Here is an 18,504-nt window from a genome sequence, read left to right as displayed (position 1 = left end):
GAGCACGACCACGGCGATGACTACAGCAAGGATGACGGTTTCCATAACACCCTCAGTATGGCGTGACGCCCCCCTCGATCGTTCGCTGCACAGGCGGGCCTCGTGCCCTGCCGGGCCGGGCTGGCCCGCGGTCCGGCTTCGGTCGGCCGGAAGCTCCTCGGGAGCGGAGTCACAACGCGTCCGGTATCGGGACGTGCCGGGTGCGCATTGGAGCGTCACCCAGGGCGTGTCGTGGCCCATGCAGTGGGCCGCGACACGCCCTCGCTCATCGCGGCAACCAACGGCATGGCCATCTGACGCTCCGTCAGCTACCGTCCCCCGCACCACCCGCCCTGTGAAGGGGGACCCTCATGCCCGTCACGGTCGTCCGCTTCAACCTCGTCGAGCCCGGCGCCACCCCCGCCACGCTCTCCGCCCGCTACCGCGCGGCCCTGGAGATGGCCGCCTACGCCGACGAGCACGGGATCACCACCGTGCAGACCGAGGAGCACCACGGTGCCGACAACAACTGGCTGCCGTCGCCGTTCGCCTTCGCGGGCGCGGTCTTCGGCGCGACCCGGCGGATCGCGGTGACCGTGTCGGCGATCATCGGCCCGCTGCACGATCCGCTGCGGCTGGCCGAGGAGATCGCCGTGCTGGACCTGCTCAGCGGCGGCCGACTGGTGACGGTCGCGGGGATCGGGTACCGCCCGGAGGAGTACGCGCTGTTCGACGTGGACTGGAAGCGCCGCGGGAGGATCCAGGACGAGGTCCTCGAGACCCTTCTGAAGGCCTGGACCGGCGAGGCGTTCGAGTACCGGGGCCGTACGGTACGGATCACCCCGCGTCCCTTCACCGACCCGCACCCCCTGCTGCTGGTCGGCGGCTCATCGAAGGCCGCCGCCCGCCGGGCCGCCCGTCTCGGTCTCCCCTTCTTCCCGAGCGCGCATCTGCCGGAGCTGGAGGCCTACTACAAGGAACGGCTCGTGGAGTACGGCACGGAGGGCTGGACCATGATGCCGACCGCCGAGACCCCGCTGCTGCACATCGCCGAGGACCCCGACCGGGCCTGGGCCTCCTACGGCTCGCACTTCCTGCACGAGGCCCGGACCTACGCCTCCTGGCAGTCCGGGGACATCCGCTCGGCGGTGAAGTCGGGGGCCACGAGCGTGGAGGAACTGCGCGCCGAGGGCGTCTACCGGATCCTGACGCCGGACCAGTGCGTGGAGCAGGGGCTCGACAACCTCGTCCTGCATCCGCTGTCCGGTGGCATGCCGGTGGAGGAGGGATGGCGCAGCCTGCGCTTGTTCTGCGAGAACGTACTGCCCCGGCTCGGTGAGTGAGCCGGGGCGGTACGTCCTGCGGATGCGGGGAGAGGGGCGGCGGGGACTTGGCCCTTCTCCCCGAGGCGGGGGCTACCCCGAGCCGGGGGCCTACCCCGAGCCTGGGGGCCTCAGCCCATCTCCTCCAGCGCCTTGCCCTTCGTCTCCTTGACGAACTTCAGGACGAACGGGATGGAGAGCGCCGCGAAGACCGTGTAGATCACATAGGTCGCGGAGAGGTTCCAGTCGGACAGCGACGGGAAGCTCGCGGTGATGGCCCAGTTGGCGATCCACTGCGCGGAGGCGGCCACGCCCAGGGCGGCGGCGCGCAGCTTGTTCGGGAACATCTCGCCGAGCATGACCCAGACGACCACACCCCAGGACAGGGCGAAGAAGAGGACGAAGACGTGGGCGGCGACCAGGGCGGTCCAGCCCTGCGCGGCCGGCAGCTTGCCGTCCACCAGGTGGTACGAGAACGCCCAGGCCTCCAGCGCCAGACCGACGACCATGCCGACGGAGCCGATCAGGGCCAGCGGCTTGCGGCCGATCCGGTCCACGAAGATCATCGCGATCACGGTGCCGACGATGTTGATGATCGACGTCGTGAAGGAGTAGAAGAACGAGTCCGTCGGGTCGACACCGACCGACTGCCACAGCGTCGAGGAGTAGTAGAACGCGACGTTGATGCCGACGAACTGCTGGAAGACCGACAGGCCGATACCGACCCAGACGATCGGCTTGAAGAAGAAGCCGCCACCGAGCAGGTCCTTGAACGACGACTTGTGCTCGCTCCGCATCGCCTGCTCGATCTCGGCGACCCGGGCGTCCAGGACGGCGCTCTCGCCTCCCTCGACCTCGGCCAGGATCTCGCGGGCGCGCTCGTGCCTGCCGACGGAGATCAGGAAGCGCGGCGACTCGGGGATGGCGAAGGAGAGCAGGCCGTACAGGACGGCCGGGATCACCATGACGCCCAGCATGACCTGCCAGGCCTCCAGGCCCATCAGCTTGCCGCGCTGGTCGCCGCCGGCCGCGTTGAGCAGGCCCCAGTTGACCAGCTGGGAGATGGCGATGCCGACGACGATCGCGGCCTGCTGGAAGGAGCCGAGCCGGCCGCGGTACGCCGGCGGGGCGACCTCGGCGATGTAGGCGGGGCCGATGACGGAGGCCATGCCGATGGCGAAGCCGCCGACGACGCGCCACAGGGCGAGGTCCCACAGGGCGAAGGGCAGCGCGGAGCCGACGGCGCTGATGGTGAACAGCACGGCGGCTATCTGCATGCAGCGGATCCGGCCGATGCGGTCGGCGATCCGGCCCGCGGTCGCGGCGCCGATGGCACAGCCGATCAGAGCGATGGCGATGACCTGGGCGAGGGCCGCGGAGCCGATGTCGTAGCGGTCCCGGATGGCCTCGACGGCGCCGTTGATCACGGAACTGTCGTAGCCGAAGAGGAAACCGCCCATCGCGGCCGCCGCCGCGATGAAGATGACGTGCCCGAGGTGATCGGGATGAGCCGTACCGGCTCCTGACTTCTGTGCCTGCGCTGTGCTGGTCACGTTCAACTCCTCGGGCCACCGGCAACGCCGCCGGGGCGGTCAGCTCTCCAGGTAGGTGGTACCTGAAGCTAAATCCAACTCTGCTGACCTTATGCCTTCAACTCCCAAAATCAAACGCGAGAAAATGTGAGAACTGAGACAGGATTCCGTGACTTACGTTCACTTCTTGAAGGAACAGGCCGTCGGCGACGGGTCAGCGCAGCCGCTGGCTGATGACCTTCGAGACACCGTCGCCCTGCATGGAGACGCCGTACAGCGCGTCGGCGACCTCCATCGTGCGCTTCTGGTGCGTGATCACGATGAGCTGCGAGGCCTCCTGCAGCTCCTGCATGATCCGGATGAGCCGCTGGAGGTTGGTGTCGTCGAGGGCGGCCTCGACCTCGTCCATGACGTAGAACGGGCTCGGACGGGCCTTGAAGATCGACACCAGCAGGGCGACGGCGGTCAGCGACCGCTCGCCACCGGAGAGCAGGCTCAGCCGCTTGACCTTCTTGCCGGGCGGCCGGGCCTCGACGTCGACGCCCGTGGTGAGCATGTTGTCGGGATCGGTCAGCACGAGCCGTCCCTCGCCGCCGGGGAAGAGCCGGCTGAAGACACCTTCGAACTCCCGGGCGGTGTCCCGGTAGGCCTCGGTGAAGACCTGCTCGACCCGCTCGTCGACCTCCTTCACGACCTGAAGCAGATCGGCGCGGGTCTTCTTCAGGTCCTCCAGCTGCTCACTGAGGAACTTGTGCCGCTCCTCCAGCGCGGCGAACTCCTCCAGCGCCAGCGGGTTGACCTTGCCGAGCTGCTGGTAGGCGCGCTCGGCCGCCTTAAGCCGCCGCTCCTGTTCGGCCCGGTGGAACGGCTTCGGCCGGTTGCGCGGGTGCTCCGGGTCCTCGGGCAGCTCCTCGCCCTCGGCGGGCGGAGAGGGCGGTACGAGCTGGTGGGGGCCGTACTCGGAGACGAGCCCGGCGGGTTCGACACCCAGTTCCTCCAGCGCCTTGGTCTCCAACTGCTCGATGCGCAGCCGCTTCTCGGCACCGAGGACCTCACCGCGGTGCACGGAGTCGGTGAGCTTGTCGAGCTCCGCCTTGAGGTCACGGCCGGCGTTGCGGGCCGCGGCCAGCTCCTGCTCACGCCGGGCCTTGGCGGCCTCCGCGGCGGTGCGCTCCTCGTCGGCGCGGGTGAGCGAGACCTCGACGTGCGCGAGCAGTTGGCGGGCACCGGAGGCGACGGCCTCCGCGACGGCCGCCTCGTGACGCAGCCGGGCCCGCCGCTGCTCGGCACGCGCGCGTGCCTCGCGCTCCGCGCGGGCGGCGCGGTCGAGGGAGTCGGCGCGGCCGGCCAGGCCCTTGACGCGTTCCTCGTGCGTACGGACCTGGAGGCGGGCCTCCATCTCGGTCTGGCGGGCGTTGGCGCCGTCGGCGGCGAGACGGTCCCGGACGGAGGTGTCGGGCTCCTCCTCGACGGGCATCTCCTCGGCCACGGCCAGCCGCTCGGCGAGTTCCTCCACGTCCTGGAGGGCCTTGTCGAGGGCGTCCTGGGCGCGGGCCGCCGCCGCGACGGACCGCTCGGCCTCGCCCGCGGCGCCTCTGGCCTGCCCCGCGAGCCGGCCGAGCTGCTGGGCCACGGTCGACTTCTCGCGGTCGGCGGCTCGGCGGCGGTCGGCCAGTTCCTCGACACGGGCGGCGCATTCCCTGCGCCGCTCCTGTGCCGCGTGCTGGGCCTCGGTGAGTTCCTCGCAGCGGACGGCCAGTTCTTCGAGTTCGGCGGCGGCCTCGTCGACGGAGGCCTGTACTTCGAGGAGGCTCGGGGCGCCTGCGGAGCCGCCGTGGGCGAAGTGGGCGCCGAGGAGGTCGCCTTCGGCGGTCACGGCGGTGAGGTGGGGCTGGGAGTAGACCAGTTCCTCGGCGTCTTCGAGGGTGGGGACGACGACGATGCCGTGCAGAAGGCGACGGACCGCCGGCATCAGGTCGGAAGGGCCGCGGACGAGATCTGCCGCGTGCTGATGTGTGGCGTCTGCCGGTGCGTTGGGGCTGGCCGCGCCCTGCGGCGGAGCCGCATGTTGTTGCAGCCCCGCGCCCCTATGGGGCGCGTCTTCGGGGCCCCCGGCCACAATCAGTGCCGCCCGTCCTCCGTCCTGCTTGCGCAGCAGGCGGATCGCGTCCGCCGCCGCCGACGGTGACGTCACCGCCAGTGCGTCCGCCGCCGCGCCGAAAGCCGCCGCCAGGGGGACCTCGTAGCCCGGGGTGATGGTCAGGAGTTCGGCTGCCGGGCCCAGCAGGCCGGAGAGACGATCCTTCGCTCCCAGCAGAGCACCCGTGCCGTCCTTTCTGCGCAGGCCCAGTGCCAGCGCCTCGTGGCGGGCCTGGGTCGCCGCGCGCCGGCGTTCCGCCGCCGTCGCCGCCTCACGGGCCGCCGACAGAGCGGTCTCCGCCTCCGTCAGCTGCCGTCTGGCCGACTCGTGCCGCTCCGCCAGTTCGGCGTCGCCGGCGTCCAGGCCGTCGACCTCGGCCTTCAGCGCCTCGTACTCCTCCTGGGCGGCGACCGCGCGCTCCTGTGCCTCGTCCCTCGCCGCGGCCAGCCGGTCGATCTCGGCCTGGGCCGAGGCGGCGCGCGAACGGGCCGCGTTGACCTGGCCGTTGAGGCGGGCGAGGCCCTCACGGCGGTCGGCGATGGCGCGGGCCACGTCCTTCAGGCGCCGTTCCTCCTGCGTGAGTTCGCGTTCGAGTTCGGCGCGGTGGGCGACCGTGTCCTCGAGGGCGCGTTCGGCCGCCTCCAGGGCCGCCTCCAGCTCGGCCTCCTGCTCCCTGATCCGGGCGGCCTCGCGCTCCATGTCCTCGGGGTCGCGTCCGCGCCGCTCCTCGGGGGGCGCGGAGGTGGCGCTCTTCACGCGGGCGTCGGCCAGCGAGATCGTGCCGCGCACGCGCTCGGCCAGCTGGGAGAGCTCGTACCAGGTCTGCTGGGCGCGCTGCAGGCGCGGGGTGAGCTGCCGTACCTCGTCCTCCAGGAGGGCCTCGCGCTGGAGGGCCTTCTTCAGTTCCTGCTCGGCGGCTTCCTTGCGCTCCTTCAGCGCGGCCTCGTCGGCGACCTCGGCCTGCAGTGCCTGGCGCAGTCGTACGAGATCGTCGGCCAGCAGACGCAGCCGGGCGTCGCGGAGGTCGGCCTGGATGACGGCGGCCCGGCGGGCGACGGCGGCCTGCCGGCCCAGGGGCTTGAGCTGGCGGCGGAGTTCGTCGGTCAGGTCCTGCACGCGCGCGAGGTTGGCCTGCATCGCGTCGAGCTTGCGGAGGGCCTTCTCCTTGCGCTTGCGGTGCTTGAGGACGCCCGCCGCCTCCTCGATGAAGGCGCGGCGGCCCATGGGGTCGGCGTGCAGCACGGAGTCGAGCTGCCCCTGGCCGACGATGACGTGCATCTCGCGGCCGATGCCGGAGTCGGAGAGGAGTTCCTGGATGTCCAGCAGACGGCAGGTGTCGCCGTTGATCTGGTACTCGCTGCCGCCGTTGCGGAACATGATCCGCGTGATGGTGACCTCGGCGTACTCGATGGGCAGCGCGCCGTCGGAGTTGTCGATGGTCAGGGACACCTCGGCGCGGCCCAGCGGCGGGCGGCCGGTGGTGCCGGCGAAGATGACGTCCTCCATCTTGCCGCCGCGCAGCGACTTGGCGCCCTGCTCGCCCATCACCCAGCTGAGGGCGTCGACGACGTTGGACTTGCCCGAACCGTTCGGTCCGACGACGCACGTGATCCCCGGTTCGAACCGGAGCGTGGTCGCCGAGGCGAACGACTTGAACCCGCGGAGGGTCAGGGCCTTGAGGTGCACGCCGCTGGACTCTACCTTCCGGGGGTGTCTCACTCCATGAACGTGCTGTCTCCCGCGGTTTCACCTTTGAACATGCAGGGCACATCAAACGTTGTAGAAGGTGAAAGGATGCGCGGGGGCAGGTAAGAAAGAAGGGACGCCGAAGCGTCCCTTGCAAATCTGACAACTTAGCGGTTGATACGGGCGGCCCAACCACTGCTGTCGTGGTGCGATGCAGTGATCAGGTGAGCGCAGGCTCCGCCTGGTGTGCGTCGATGCTCTCCATGATCCTGTCGTGAGAAGCGGCAGCCGCGAGCGCGTCGTTCTCGGCCTGGATCCGTACGAGCTCGGATTCCAGGTCCTGGACACGCTGCTGAAGCCGTCGCATCTCGGCGAGGAGTCGAGGGTCGGAGCCGCCGACGTAACCGAGAAGCGCCTTTGCCATGATGGATGGTCCTCCACACTGAGTGACCGACCGAAGCGGTGTGGGTCGTGAGGGAATCGCACCCGTGGTGCTTGACACTATGGAGTTCATGCTGCCGTTCATCCATGCCAAACAGCTAAGGTGCGCGGGGTGCTTTCAGCGTCTCACCAAAAAGTTTGACGGTCAACACGATCACGCCCCGTATTGGCGGGCATCCCGGGGGCGCGCGGCCTGAGAACGGCTGCGCTGCGACTCCTGCGGGCCCCTCGGGGCGTGGCGATCATCTTTGCGTGCGCAGCCTGCCAGAGCAAGCGGTTCTTGGCAACCACCAGCGTCTTTCCGCTCCCGGCAGCTGCCGGTGGCATGTCCGTCCGCTTCCGCCTGGGCCTCTTTACAGAAAGCGGTCAGCGGATGGCGAAGCCGTCGTAACCCCCGCGAGGTGTGTCCCAGATCTCGGTGACGCCCTCCACACGCCCGGGCGTGTCGTCACCCTGGAGCCAGTCCAGAAGTCCTTCACAGGACTCCCGCGAGCCCTCCGCGACCACCTGGACCCGGCCGTCGCCCAAATTGAGAGCAAAACCACTCAGGCCACCGAGCTCCAGCGCCTTGGCCCGCGTGAACCAGCGGAAACCCACACCTTGGACGCGTCCGCGCACCCAGGCGACCAGTCGTACATCCTCGCTCATGGGGGCAACCTAACCGGCCAATGTCTCTCCGGACACTTCCTCCTCTGGCGCCATGCGGTACCGTCCCCACCCAATGAATCTCAGATAAAACTCACTCGAAGGAGTGAGCTGGGTCACCCGCAAGATCCTATCCGGCGGGTTGACCGCCAGGACGAGGAAGGCCAGAAACATGGGACGCCACCGACGCTCCGCCGCCGGCCGCGCCGCCACGGGCCGCGCCACGGGGGTCACAGCGAGGAACGGCTCGCACGCCGGCAGTTACGACCCCCGGCAGTACTCGTACAGCTATGACCCGCCGGAGGCCTACGGGCCTGAGGACCCGCCCACGCTGGGCACGGCCCCGTATCTGAACACGGACGAGTACGCCGAGGCCTCCGCTCGGAGCGCCGCCTACCTGTTCGCCAACGAGGACGACTACCGCACCGTCTTCCCGGACGACGGCTTCACGCCCGACGGCGGGCGCGGCGGGTCGCACCGGCGCCGGAAGCGGACCGCGACGCCGGTGAAGACCGGCCTGCTCGGGGTCTCCGCGGCGGTCGCGATCGGCACGGTCGCGGTCGCCACGGGTGCGGTGCCCGGGCTGGACAACTACAAGCTGGGTGGCGGTGGCGGCGGCGGGAAGGTGCAGGCCGCGAGCACGCCGAGCAACTCGGCGGCCGAGCAGGGCGGCACCTCCGGCAGTGTCCAGGGCCGGGACGACGGCTCCTCCACGAGCCGCGACGCCGACCGCTCGCCCACGCCCTCCGCTGTTCCCTCCACTCCGTCGGCCTCCGCGGCCGCCCCGACCGAGGTGCCGACGAAGAAGCCGAAGGCGCCGCAGAGCAAGAAGCCGAAGACGACGCCCTCGAAGCCCTCGCAGAAGGAGACCGCGCCGCCGAAGCAGTCCGCGGCCGCCCCCGCGGTGACGGTCTCCGCCCAGGCCGCGGCCGAGGCGGAGGTGCTCAAGCTCGTCAACGAGGAGCGGGCCAAGGTCGGCTGCAGCGCGGTGTCCGCGAACAGCACCCTGTCGGAGCTGGCGGAGAACTTCAGCGACGCCATGGCCGCGCAGAACTTCTTCGACCACACCGACCCCAGCGGCGCGACGCCGTGGGACCGGGCCGCCAAGCTCGGCATCACCAACCTCGGCGGCGAGAACATCGCCCGGGGGCAGGCCGACGCGGCCGCGGTGATGGAGGCATGGATGAACAGCCCCGGCCACCGGGCGAACATCCTGAACTGCGACTTCAAGACCCTCGGGGTCGGTGTCCACTTCGGCACCGGCGGCCCGTGGTGGACGCAGGACTTCGGCTACTAGACGCTGCGAGGTTCAGGCGGCGCGGCCCAGCAGGAAGACCCGTGCTGTCTCCGTCACCCGGCGCCCCAGGTGCTCGGCGGTCTGGATGTCCGCCTTGTGGACGGCGTCCGGGCCCTCGTCGACGTTGGTCTGGGCGGCCGCGCCCGCGAAGACGCCGAGGCGGTTGAGGTCGTGCTCGCTGCCCTCGCTGTTGTTCCAGCCGGGGTGCAGCCCGAGGTTGACCCAGTGCATGCCGTGCTGGCCGGCGAGGATCTGGAAGAACTGCAGGGTGTGCAGCTTGTCGCCGCTCTTGGAGCCGGAGTTGGTGAAGCCGGCCGCCAGCTTGTCCTTCCAGTCCTGCCCGAACCAGCGCTTCGAGGACGCCTCGGCGAAGACATGGAAGGCGCCGGAAGCGGTGCCCATGTAGGTCGGCGAGCCGAAGACGATGGCGTCCGAGCCGTCCAGCAGCGCCCACTGCTCGTCGGTGATCTCGTCGACGTTGATCAGGTGCACCTCGGCACCCGCCTCGACGGCACCGGCGCGGACGGCCTCCGCGAGCACCGCGGTGTGGCCGTAGCCGGAGTGGTAGGCGATGGAGACAACGGGGGTGGTCACGATGAGTACTCCTGGGATGAGCGTGGATGAGAGTCGATGAGCGTTCATGGCCAATGACCAGCTCATCGGCGATGACGAAAGGAAAGCACTAACTTATGGTTAGTGCAACCTGTTGGTTAGCGCTGCGTTCGAGTACGCTTGTGCTATGGACAGCACGCAGGAGCGCCCGTCGGCGCACGACCTCCCGTTCAATGTGTTCGCCAAGGCGTGTCCCTCGCGCGGCACCCTCGAACACGTCACGGGACGCTGGGGCTCACTCACGCTGGGCGCGCTGTACGAGGGTTCGCTGCGCTTCAACGAGCTGCGCCGCCGGGTCGACGGCGTGAGCGAGAAGATGCTCTCCCAGACCCTGCACGCACTGGAGCGCGACGGCCTGGTGCACCGCGAGGCCCAGCCGACCAACCCGCCCCGCGTGGACTACGAACTGACCCCGCTCGGCCGCCAGGTCGCCGAGCGGCTGCTGGACCTGATCCACCTGGTGGAGGGCCGCATGAACGACGTCCTCACGGCCCGCGAGCGTTACGACGCCACGCGCGGCGCCCTCTGACACTTCGGGCAGAAATAGCTGGACCGGTTCATCCAGGGACGCCTGCGCATGGGCGTACCGCACCTCTTGCACGGCAGACCCTCACGGCCGTACGCGTCGAGGGACCGGTCGAAGTAGCCGGACTCCCCGTTGACGTTGACGTACAGGCTGTCGAAGCTGGTGCCGCCGACGGCGAGGGCCGCGTTCATCACATCCCGTACGTGGCCGAGGAGTTCGGCCGTGCGCGGTCGGGTGAAGCCGGCGGTGGGGCGTTCGTAGTGGACGCGGGCCCGCCAAAGGGCCTCGTCCGCGTAGATGTTGCCGACCCCGCTGATCAACGACTGGTCCAGCAGGGCCCGTTTGATGGTGGTCCGCTTGCGGCGCAGCGCCTGGTGGAAGGCCTCCTCGTCGAACAGCGGGTCGAGGGGGTCGCGGGCGATGTGTGCGATGACGTCGGGCAGACCCTCGGGGGTGTTGTCGTGCAACGACAGCCCGCCGAAGGTGCGTTGGTCGACGAAGCGGAGTTCCGTCCCGAGAGCGTCGGCGAAGCGGACGCGGATGCGCAGGTGCTTCTCGTCGGGGGCCGTGGCCGGCTGGACCAGCAGCTGTCCGCTCATGCCGAGGTGCGCCAGGATCGACTGGCGGGTGTCCTCCAGGGGCAGCCACAGATACTTGCCGCGGCGGCTCGGGACGCCGACCCGGTGGCCCTTGAGCCGGTGCGCGAAGTCGTCGGCGCCCGCGATGTGACGCCGCACGGCACGCGGGTGCAGCACCTCGGCGTCGGCGACGACACGGTGGGCGACCCACCGCTCCAGGCCGCGCCGGACGACCTCGACCTCGGGCAACTCGGGCATGACGACTCCCGTACCGGACTGTGGATGAGCCGAGCGCCCGCCCCGGTGTGCGGGACAGGCGCTCGGGACGCGCTGTTCGTCAGGCAGAGACGGAGGTCGGGCCTTCGTCGCCGTCGCCGTCGCCGTCCAGGGCGGCCTTCTCGGCCGCCGCCTTCGCGGCGCGCTCGTCCGCGGCGGCCCGGATGGACCGCCAGGCGGACTCGGCGGCCTGCTGCTCCGCCTCCTTCTTGCTGCGGCCGGTGCCGGTGCCGTACGAGACGCCTCCGACGCGGGCGGCAGCAGTGAAGGTCTTCTCGTGGTCGGGGCCGGTCTCCGTGACCAGGTACTCGGGGACACCGAGCCCTTCGGTCGCGGTGAGCTCCTGGAGACTGGTCTTCCAGTCCAGGCCGGCACCGAGGTTCGAGGACTTCTCGATCAGCGGGTCGAACAGGCGGTGCACCAGTTCGGAGGCCGCGTCGAGGCCCTGGTCGAGATAGACCGCGCCGATCACCGCTTCCAGGGTGTCGGCGAGGATGGACGCCTTGTCCCGGCCGCCCGTGCCCTCTTCACCCCGGCCGAGCCGGATGAAGGAGCCGAGTTCCAGGCCGCGACCGACCTCCGCCAGCGCACGCGAGTTGACCACCGCGGCCCGCAGCTTGGCCAGTTGGCCCTCGGGCAGGTCGGGGTGGGTGTTGTACAGCGTGTCCGTGACCACGAGACCGAGCACGGAGTCCCCGAGGAACTCCAGCCGCTCATTGGTCGGCAGACCGCCGTTCTCGTACGCGTAGGAACGGTGGGTCAGCGCACGCACCAGAAGGGCGGACTCGAGCTTGTACCCGAGCCGCCCTTCCAGAAGCGTGTGGGACGAGGCCGTGTTGTCCGCTTTCTTCTTGGCGGACGGGTCCGCCTTGGCGTCATCCGCCTTCTTGGCAGTGGACACGGTGCCTCTCACCAGCCGCTCAGACCTCGAGGACCTGGCGCTTGTTGTAGGTGCCGCAAGACGGGCACGCGATGTGCTGCTGCTTGGGCTCGTGGCAGCGCTCGCACGCAACCAGGGTGGGGACCGCAGCCTTCCACTGCGACCGGCGGTGGCGCGTGTTGCTGCGCGACATCTTCCGCTTCGGAACAGCCACGGCTACTTCTCCTGCTTCTCGTCGACGCCCGCTTCGGCGCCGCTCATCTCGTCCTTCTCGCCGTCCGTCATGGTTTCGGCGAGTCCCTGCAGTGCCGCCCAACGGATGTCGACGGCGTCGTGGTGGTGGTCCGGGTCGTCCGCCAGCCGCGCTCCGCACTCGGAGCACAGACCCGGGCAGTCTTCCTGGCACACCGGCTGCATCGGCAGTGCGAGCACCACCGCATCGCGCAGCACGGGCTCGAGGTCGAACAGGCCGTCCTCGATGAAGAGCCTGTCCTCGTCTTCCTCGGCGTCGTCGGCCGGCTCCGCCTTGGGGCGGCCCCGGTCGTCGGCGTCAGGGTACGAGAACATCTCCTGGAAGTCCGCTTCGACGTCGAGCTGAAGCGGCTCCAGACACCTTACGCACTCCCCCTCGGCCTGTGCACGGGCGGTGCCTGTGACAAGCACCCCTTCCATGACCGACTCGAGCCGGAGTTCGAGCTCCACCGGAGCGCCTTCCGGCACTCCGACGACCCCCTGGATACCGAAGTCCTTGGGGGCGTCGACCGTGCGGGACAGCCGCTGCAGCGCACCGGGACGGCGACCCAGCTCGTGCGTGTCGAACACGAGGGGGTTGCGGTGGTCGAGGCGAGCGTTGGGAGCCATCCTGCTTTCGATCTTCTGAGCTCAGAGGGACGCCGCCCTGCGGTGTCCCCGGGCAGCGTTGATCGCGGACGTACGCGCGACCGAAGAGCCAGGATACTGGACCTTTCGCTCACGGCCCAATCCGGTGGTCCCTTACTGGCCGCGGCCCTGCTCGTAGGCCCTCAACTGCTCCGGCGTGATCATGCCGGTGTCGAAGAGGCTGGTCTCGTCCAGGGCGTACGACTGCTGCGGCTGGTGCTGCTGCGACTGGTGCTGCTGGACCTGGTTCGGGTCGTACGAGGCCTGCTGCTGGGCGTCGTAGCCCTGGTACGCATAGGGGTCGGCCTGCTGGTAGCCGTACGCGTCCTGCTGGCCGTACGTCTGCTGCTGGTAGCCGGCCGCGGCGTAGGTGTCCGTCTGCTGGTAGCCGTAGGCCGGCTGCTGGTCGTACTGCTGCGGCTGTTGCTGCTCGGCGGAGTTCTCCTGCTGGGAGAGCGCGGCGAGGTCGGCCAGGTAGTCGGCGTCGCTGGAGTGCTGGAAGGACGTGGTGTCGTCGGCGAGGGCGCCGAGGTCGTCGGTGGCGATGCGGCCGTGCAGCTTGGCGCGCCCCTTGCCGACCGCCTCCAGCGTCTTGGCGAGGACCGCCTCGAAGGCGCCCAGCTTGGCGTCGACGTAGGCGTCGGCGTCCTTGCGCAGGGTCTCCGGGTCGTGGCTGCGCTCGGGGGCGTCCTCGTCCTCGTAGCCCTGCTCGTCCAGGCCCGGGCCGGTGCCCAGCAGCTTCTCGCGGCCGCGGCCGACGGAGCCCAGGGTCTTGGTGAGGACGACCTCGAAGTTGGCGAGCTTGGAGTCCACGTAGTCGTCGGCCTCGGCGCGGACCTCCTCCGCCTCCCGGCGGGCCTCGCTCAGGATCCGGTCGGCCTCGGCCTGGGAGCGGCGGGCGATCTCTGTGTCGGAGATCAGCGAGCCGCGCTCGGCGTGCGCGCCCTGGATGATCCGCTCGGCCTCCTGGCGGGCCTGCTCGACCATCTCCTCCCGGCCGCCGATCAGCTCCTGCGCCTGGGCCAGGGAGTCGGGCAGGGCCGCGCGGACCTCTTCGAGCATCGCGAGCAGTTCCGCGCGGTTGACCACGCACGACGCCGACATGGGCATCGACCGGGCACTGGAGACCGCCGCGACGATCTCGTCGAGCTTCTTCTGCACGTCCACCGTGTGCTCGCCACTCTCTACCGATGTGTTGGAGACGGACGGGACGACTGTAGCCCCATCAGTCCTGGCGGAGGCGCGCGTTCAGGGCTTCGAGGACGGTCGGCGGCACGAGGTGGGAGACGTCGCCTCCCCAGGTCGCGACCTCCTTGACGAGGGAGGAGGAGAGGAAGCTGTAGGTGGGGTTCGTCGGCACGAAGAGCGTCTCCACGCCGGACAGGCCGTTGTTCATCTGGGCCATCTGCAGCTCGTAGTCGAAGTCGCTGACGGCGCGCAGGCCCTTGACGATGGCCGGGATGTCACGCTGCTTGCAGTAGTCGACGAGGAGTCCGTGGAAGGCCTCGACCCTCACGTTGCCGTACTCGGCGGTGACCTGGCGGATCAGGTCGATCCGCTCGTCGATCTCGAACAGGCCCTTCTTGGACTTGTTGATCATGACCGCGACGTAGACCTCGTCGTACAGACGGGAGGCGCGGGAAATGATGTCGAGGTGTCCGTTGGTGATGGGGTCGAACGACCCGGGACAGACGGCGCGGCGCACTTGTGATCCCTCGCTCTCCGGTCCGGTCATCGTGCGTCTTCGCACGTAGAGGCGGCGCGACCGTACCAAAACGTTCCCTCGCCGTAGCGACGGGCCTTGACCGCCTCGTAGCCCTGCGGCCACTTGAATTCTCCGCCTCTGGTGCTGCGCTCCACGGTGACCAGAGCCTCCGGCGCGAGCCAGTGTTCGGTGCGGAGTGTGAGCAGAATCTCGCGAAGATCGTGGTCCGTGACACGGTACGGGGGGTCGAGGAAGACCAGGTCGTACGGGGCCGCGGGCGCCGACTGGATGATCTGCTCGGCCTTGCCCGCCCTGACCTCCGCGCCGGGGAGGCCGAGGGCTTTGACGTTCTCCCTGATGACGCGGGCGGCCCTTGCGTCGGCCTCGACGAGGAGGGTGTGGCTCGCGCCTCGGGAGAGGGCTTCCAGGCCCACGGCCCCTGAGCCGGCGTACAGGTCCAGTACCCGTTCGCCCTGGAGGGGGCCGCCGAGGAGGGACTGCCAGGTGGAGAAAAGGCCCTCGCGTGCGCGGTCGGAGGTGGGACGGGTGCCGTTGCCCGGCGGCACGGCGAGTCGACGTCCGCCGGCAGCGCCGGCGATCACGCGGGTCATCTTCGGTTCCTCGGTCGTGGGCGGCTACGGGTTCATTCTCAGCCCTTTTCCAGGTACTGCTCCCTCTCCTCGTCCAGGAGGGCGTCCAGCGCCGTCCGCAGCGCCGGGAGGTCGGTGAGCTCCGGGTCCGCCGCCACGACCGCCGCCGCCTCCTCCCTCGCCTCCGCGATGACGTCCTCGTCCTCGATGACGGCCAGCACCCGCAGGCTGGTGCGGGCGCCCGACTGCGCCTGGCCGAGGACGTCGCCCTCGCGGCGCTGCTCCAGGTCGATGCGGGAGAGCTCGAAGCCGTCCAGGGTCGACGCCACCGCGTTCAGCCGCTGGCGGGCCGCGCTCGCCTCCGGCATCTCGGTGACCAGGAGGCAGAGGCCGGGGGCGGAGCCCCGGCCCACCCGGCCGCGCAGCTGGTGGAGCTGGGAGACGCCGAAGCGGTCGGCGTCCATGATGACCATCGCGGTGGCGTTGGGGACGTTGACGCCGACCTCGATGACGGTGGTGGCGACCAGGACGTCGGTGTCGCCGGCGGCGAAGCGGCGCATGACCGCGTCCTTGTCGTCGGGGTGCATACGTCCGTGCAGGACCTCCACCCGGAGGCCGTGCAGCGGCCCTTTCGCCAGCTGGTCCGCGACCTCCAGGACGGCGAGCGGCGGGCGCTTCTCCGCCTCGTCCTCGGGGGACTTCTTCTTGCCGGACTTCTTCGGGTCGTCCTCCTCGTCGCCGATGCGGGGACAGACGACGTACGCCTGGTGGCCCTTGCCGACCTCCTCGCGGACCCGCTCCCAGGCGCGGGCCAGGAAGTGGGGTTTGTCGGCGGCGGGAACGACGTGGGAGGCGATGGGTGAGCGGCCGGCGGGGAGCTGGTCGAGGACCGAGGTCTCCAGGTCGCCGAAGACCGTCATGGCGACCGTGCGCGGGATGGGGGTGGCCGTCATGACGAGGAGGTGCGGGGGCTGTTTGCCCTTGCCGCGCAGGGCGTCGCGCTGCTCGACGCCGAAGCGGTGCTGTTCGTCGACGACGACCAGGCCGAGGTCGTGGAACTGGACCTTGTCCTCGATCAGCGCGTGCGTGCCGATCACGATGCCGGCCTCGCCGGTGGCCAGGTCGAGCATCGCCTGGCGCCGCGCCGCCGTCCCCATGGAGCCGGTCAGCAGCACCACCTTGGTGGCGTGCTCGGAGCCGCCCAGCATCCCGCCCTCGGCCAGCTCGCCCATCATCTCCACGACGGAGCGGTGGTGCTGCTGGGCCAGCACCTCGGTGGGCGCGAGCATGGCGGCCTGCCCGCCTGCGTCGACGGTGGCGAGCATGGCGCGCAGGGCGACCATCGTGTTGTGCGTGACGGTGAAGTTGTCGGTGACATACGCGTGGCTCGGGTGAGCGACGCTGATGCACTGGACCGGCTTCCGTCCCACGTGTTCCACAGTGCGGATGCCCCGACGGAAGGTGTTGTACTTCGCACGTGGACGTACGCGTTCGACCTTGCGGGTAAGCCGAAACGGCGGGTAGCCGTCGGGTAGCGCCACCGAGACGTTGAATGCGGCCTTCTTGGGCAGAACACGCGCCCGGCCCCCCAGGGAGCGCACGAGCCAAGCCACGTCGTCCGCCAACATCGGCGAGGCCGAGCACAGGGAAATACTCAAGCCGTTCTGATCAACCGTACCGTCGGTGTCCATGAGCCCCTGCAGGAGGGCGAGGCGGTTCTTGATCGACGTGTTCTTGAATTCGGCGGGAATGAACTTGCCATGCGACGTCAGCCCCCAAAGACCCAGATCACGCAAGATCTGGATGACCGGGTTACGGGCACCGCCCGAACGTCGGGTCAGCTGAATGGTGTAGTCGCACCGAGAACCGGTCACCGGGACGAGCCGACAGTCCGGAGCCACCGCCGCCACCAATGCATCGCGAATCTCCGCGTCGACGGTGGAAAACCGCAGATTGTGCCGGAACGAGCCGTCGCCCAACAGGAGCCCGAAAAGGTAGGGGTCCAGAGGAAGACCGGAATCGTCGCCGAGATCCACGGGGGTCGCCGCCGGGATGTACCACTTCGACGACCCGTTGGCCTTGAACAGATCGTGTCGGATTTCCCGGGTAGTCATCACCTTGGGGGGCTGACCACGGTCCCAGCCGCAACTCGTGCCGACGATCCAGAGGTGTTCGTCATCGCATTCCACCGAACTTCCGTCGGAGAGCACGACGCGCCACACATCCCGCTCCCCTTGCGGAAAGACCCCGTCGACCAGAGCGATCTCTCCTGCGGGCACAACGACCTCGTCGCCCACCCCCAGGTCTCCCATCCGACGGAAACCGCGGGGTGTGAGCACAAGCGAGTCCAGGGGTTGAGCTTTCCCGGAACCCACCTCGCCCTGCAGCAGCCGGTGCATCGGGTGTTCGGTGGCCAGGTCGTCGAAGATCTCCTTCGAGACCTTCCGCTGGCCCTCGGTGAGGGTGAAGGGGAGGCGGTCGTCGAAGGCGGTGAGGAGGCCGTCGGGCTTGGGTTTGCGGGCGACGGCGGGGAGTTGGGCGTCGGCGTGCCGGCGGCGGGCCAGGGCGACCTGGAGGACGAAGGCCTCGTCCCACTTGAGGCGGGAGCGGGCGTCGGCGATGTCGGCCTTGGTGTGGGGCTGGTGGATCTTCAGGAGGGCTTCGGGCAGGGTGACCAGGCCGCGCCCCTCACGGAGGGTGGCGGGCAGGGGGTCCAGGGCCTCCTGGGCGCTGGGCAGCACCGTCTGGATCGCCTTGCCGATCTTCCAGGACTCGAGCTTGGCGGTGGCGGGGTAGATGGGGATCAGGGCGCCGGCCCAGGTCTCGACCGTCTCCTCGCTGTCGCCGCGCAGCAACTCGTATGCCGGATGGGCCAGTTGGAGGCGGCGGTTGAAGAGGGAGACCTTGCCCGCGAACATCGCGCGGGTGCCCGGCAGCAGTTCCTTGTGGGGCTTGTGGACGCCGTTGCCGAAGAAGACCAGTTGGAGCCGGCCGCTGCCGTCGGTGATCGTCACCTCCAGGCGCTGGCCCTTGCCGCGGGGGGCCCGCGCGGAGGCGAAGGTGTGCAGCCGGGCGTCGGCGACCATGGCGACCACCGTGACGTGCTCGTCCATCGGCAGCTCGGCGAGGTGGGTGAGCTGGCCGCGCTCCTCGTATCTGCGCGGGTAGTGGTGCAGGAGGTCGCCGACGGTGTGCAGGCCGAGGGACTCGGCCATCACCTTCGCGGTGGGTGGTCCGAGCACCTTCTTCAGTGGTTCTTCCAGTGCGGGCACGAGATCCATTGCACACCACGTCACTGACATCGCCGTATACGTCTGTCGAAACCCCTGGTCAGACGGCTCGTTCCGGCTTTAGGATGGCGCGCTCCGGCCATCCCCCGCGGTCACCGCCCCATCGGGACCGCCCGACCCCGCGCC

Annotated in this window: 16 protein-coding genes; 3 read left to right on the top strand and 13 right to left on the bottom strand. The window is 69.7% G+C overall.

The genetic code is table 11. From position 1 onward, the window contains the following. Positions 1–350 precede the first annotated feature (350 nt). A complete protein-coding gene (locus tag GRC12_RS11570) occupies positions 351–1,322 on the top strand; it encodes an LLM class flavin-dependent oxidoreductase (RefSeq protein ID WP_208779117.1) in 972 nt (323 codons plus the stop codon). Positions 1,323–1,432: 110 nt separating this feature from the next. On the opposite strand, the gene GRC12_RS11565 is transcribed toward GRC12_RS11570, so the two are convergent. From GRC12_RS11565 to GRC12_RS11550, 4 genes are all read right to left on the bottom strand, one after another. Further along, entirely contained in the window at positions 1,433–2,854 is a 1,422-nt protein-coding gene (locus GRC12_RS11565) for a sugar porter family MFS transporter (RefSeq protein WP_208779116.1), read from the bottom strand. Positions 2,855–3,047: 193 nt separating this feature from the next. Continuing rightward, positions 3,048–6,659 (bottom strand): chromosome segregation protein SMC, encoded by a 3,612-nt coding sequence (gene smc, locus GRC12_RS11560; protein WP_208779115.1) that lies wholly within the window; start codon positions 6,657–6,659, stop codon positions 3,048–3,050. A gap of 220 nt (positions 6,660–6,879) precedes the next feature. Continuing rightward, positions 6,880–7,083 (bottom strand): hypothetical protein, encoded by a 204-nt coding sequence (locus tag GRC12_RS11555; RefSeq protein ID WP_016432419.1) that lies wholly within the window; start codon positions 7,081–7,083, stop codon positions 6,880–6,882. Positions 7,084–7,466: 383 nt separating this feature from the next. Then, positions 7,467–7,748 (bottom strand): acylphosphatase, encoded by a 282-nt coding sequence (locus GRC12_RS11550; RefSeq protein ID WP_133046777.1) that lies wholly within the window; start codon positions 7,746–7,748, stop codon positions 7,467–7,469. A 169-nt stretch (positions 7,749–7,917) separates the two neighbouring features. Between GRC12_RS11550 and GRC12_RS11545 the strand changes: the two genes are divergently transcribed. Continuing rightward, a complete protein-coding gene (locus tag GRC12_RS11545) occupies positions 7,918–9,042 on the top strand; it encodes a CAP domain-containing protein (RefSeq protein ID WP_208779114.1) in 1,125 nt (374 codons plus the stop codon). A gap of 12 nt (positions 9,043–9,054) precedes the next feature. On the opposite strand, the gene GRC12_RS11540 is transcribed toward GRC12_RS11545, so the two are convergent. Further along, entirely contained in the window at positions 9,055–9,636 is a 582-nt protein-coding gene (locus tag GRC12_RS11540; protein WP_208779113.1) for a flavodoxin family protein, read from the bottom strand. Positions 9,637–9,781: 145 nt separating this feature from the next. Here GRC12_RS11540 and GRC12_RS11535 point away from each other — a divergent pair, with 145 nt between their 5' ends. Next, positions 9,782–10,183: a winged helix-turn-helix transcriptional regulator gene (locus GRC12_RS11535; RefSeq protein ID WP_133046774.1), complete on the top strand. Its 402-nt coding sequence runs from the start codon at positions 9,782–9,784 to the stop codon at positions 10,181–10,183. On the opposite strand, the gene mutM is transcribed toward GRC12_RS11535, so the two are convergent. From mutM to GRC12_RS11495, 8 genes are all read right to left on the bottom strand, one after another. Further along, positions 10,156–11,016: a bifunctional DNA-formamidopyrimidine glycosylase/DNA-(apurinic or apyrimidinic site) lyase gene (mutM, locus tag GRC12_RS11530; protein WP_208779112.1), complete on the bottom strand. Its 861-nt coding sequence runs from the start codon at positions 11,014–11,016 to the stop codon at positions 10,156–10,158. The two genes, GRC12_RS11535 and mutM, sit on opposite strands and share 28 nt — an antisense overlap. Positions 11,017–11,095: 79 nt before the next feature. After that, entirely contained in the window at positions 11,096–11,947 is an 852-nt protein-coding gene (rnc, locus tag GRC12_RS11525) for a ribonuclease III (protein ID WP_208779111.1), read from the bottom strand. A gap of 7 nt (positions 11,948–11,954) precedes the next feature. Beyond that, entirely contained in the window at positions 11,955–12,128 is a 174-nt protein-coding gene (gene rpmF, locus GRC12_RS11520; protein WP_003951102.1) for a 50S ribosomal protein L32, read from the bottom strand. 2 nt (positions 12,129–12,130) lie between these two features. Beyond that, positions 12,131–12,775 carry a YceD family protein gene (locus GRC12_RS11515; RefSeq protein ID WP_208779110.1) on the bottom strand — a complete coding sequence of 215 codons (645 nt, stop codon included), beginning with the start codon at positions 12,773–12,775 and terminating at the stop codon, positions 12,131–12,133. Positions 12,776–12,907: 132 nt separating this feature from the next. Beyond that, complete coding sequence (locus GRC12_RS11510) at positions 12,908–13,960, bottom strand: DivIVA domain-containing protein (RefSeq protein WP_208779109.1); 1,053 nt, start codon at positions 13,958–13,960, stop codon at positions 12,908–12,910. A gap of 58 nt (positions 13,961–14,018) precedes the next feature. Next, positions 14,019–14,498 carry a pantetheine-phosphate adenylyltransferase gene (gene coaD, locus GRC12_RS11505; protein ID WP_308286528.1) on the bottom strand — a complete coding sequence of 160 codons (480 nt, stop codon included), beginning with the start codon at positions 14,496–14,498 and terminating at the stop codon, positions 14,019–14,021. A 26-nt stretch (positions 14,499–14,524) separates the two neighbouring features. Beyond that, positions 14,525–15,109: a 16S rRNA (guanine(966)-N(2))-methyltransferase RsmD gene (rsmD, locus tag GRC12_RS11500; RefSeq protein ID WP_208779107.1), complete on the bottom strand. Its 585-nt coding sequence runs from the start codon at positions 15,107–15,109 to the stop codon at positions 14,525–14,527. Positions 15,110–15,147: 38 nt separating this feature from the next. Further along, on the bottom strand, positions 15,148–18,369 hold the full coding sequence (locus GRC12_RS11495; RefSeq protein WP_208779106.1) for a helicase-related protein: 3,222 nt from the start codon (positions 18,367–18,369) through the stop codon (positions 15,148–15,150). Positions 18,370–18,504: the final 135 nt, after the last annotated feature.

Origin of the sequence: Streptomyces griseorubiginosus (assembly GCF_017614965.1) — a bacterium.
GTDB classification, from domain to species: domain Bacteria; phylum Actinomycetota; class Actinomycetes; order Streptomycetales; family Streptomycetaceae; genus Streptomyces; species Streptomyces griseorubiginosus_B.
The sequence above is the reverse complement of the archived record's forward strand: the minus strand, read 5'-3'. Positions and strand labels throughout refer to the sequence as shown.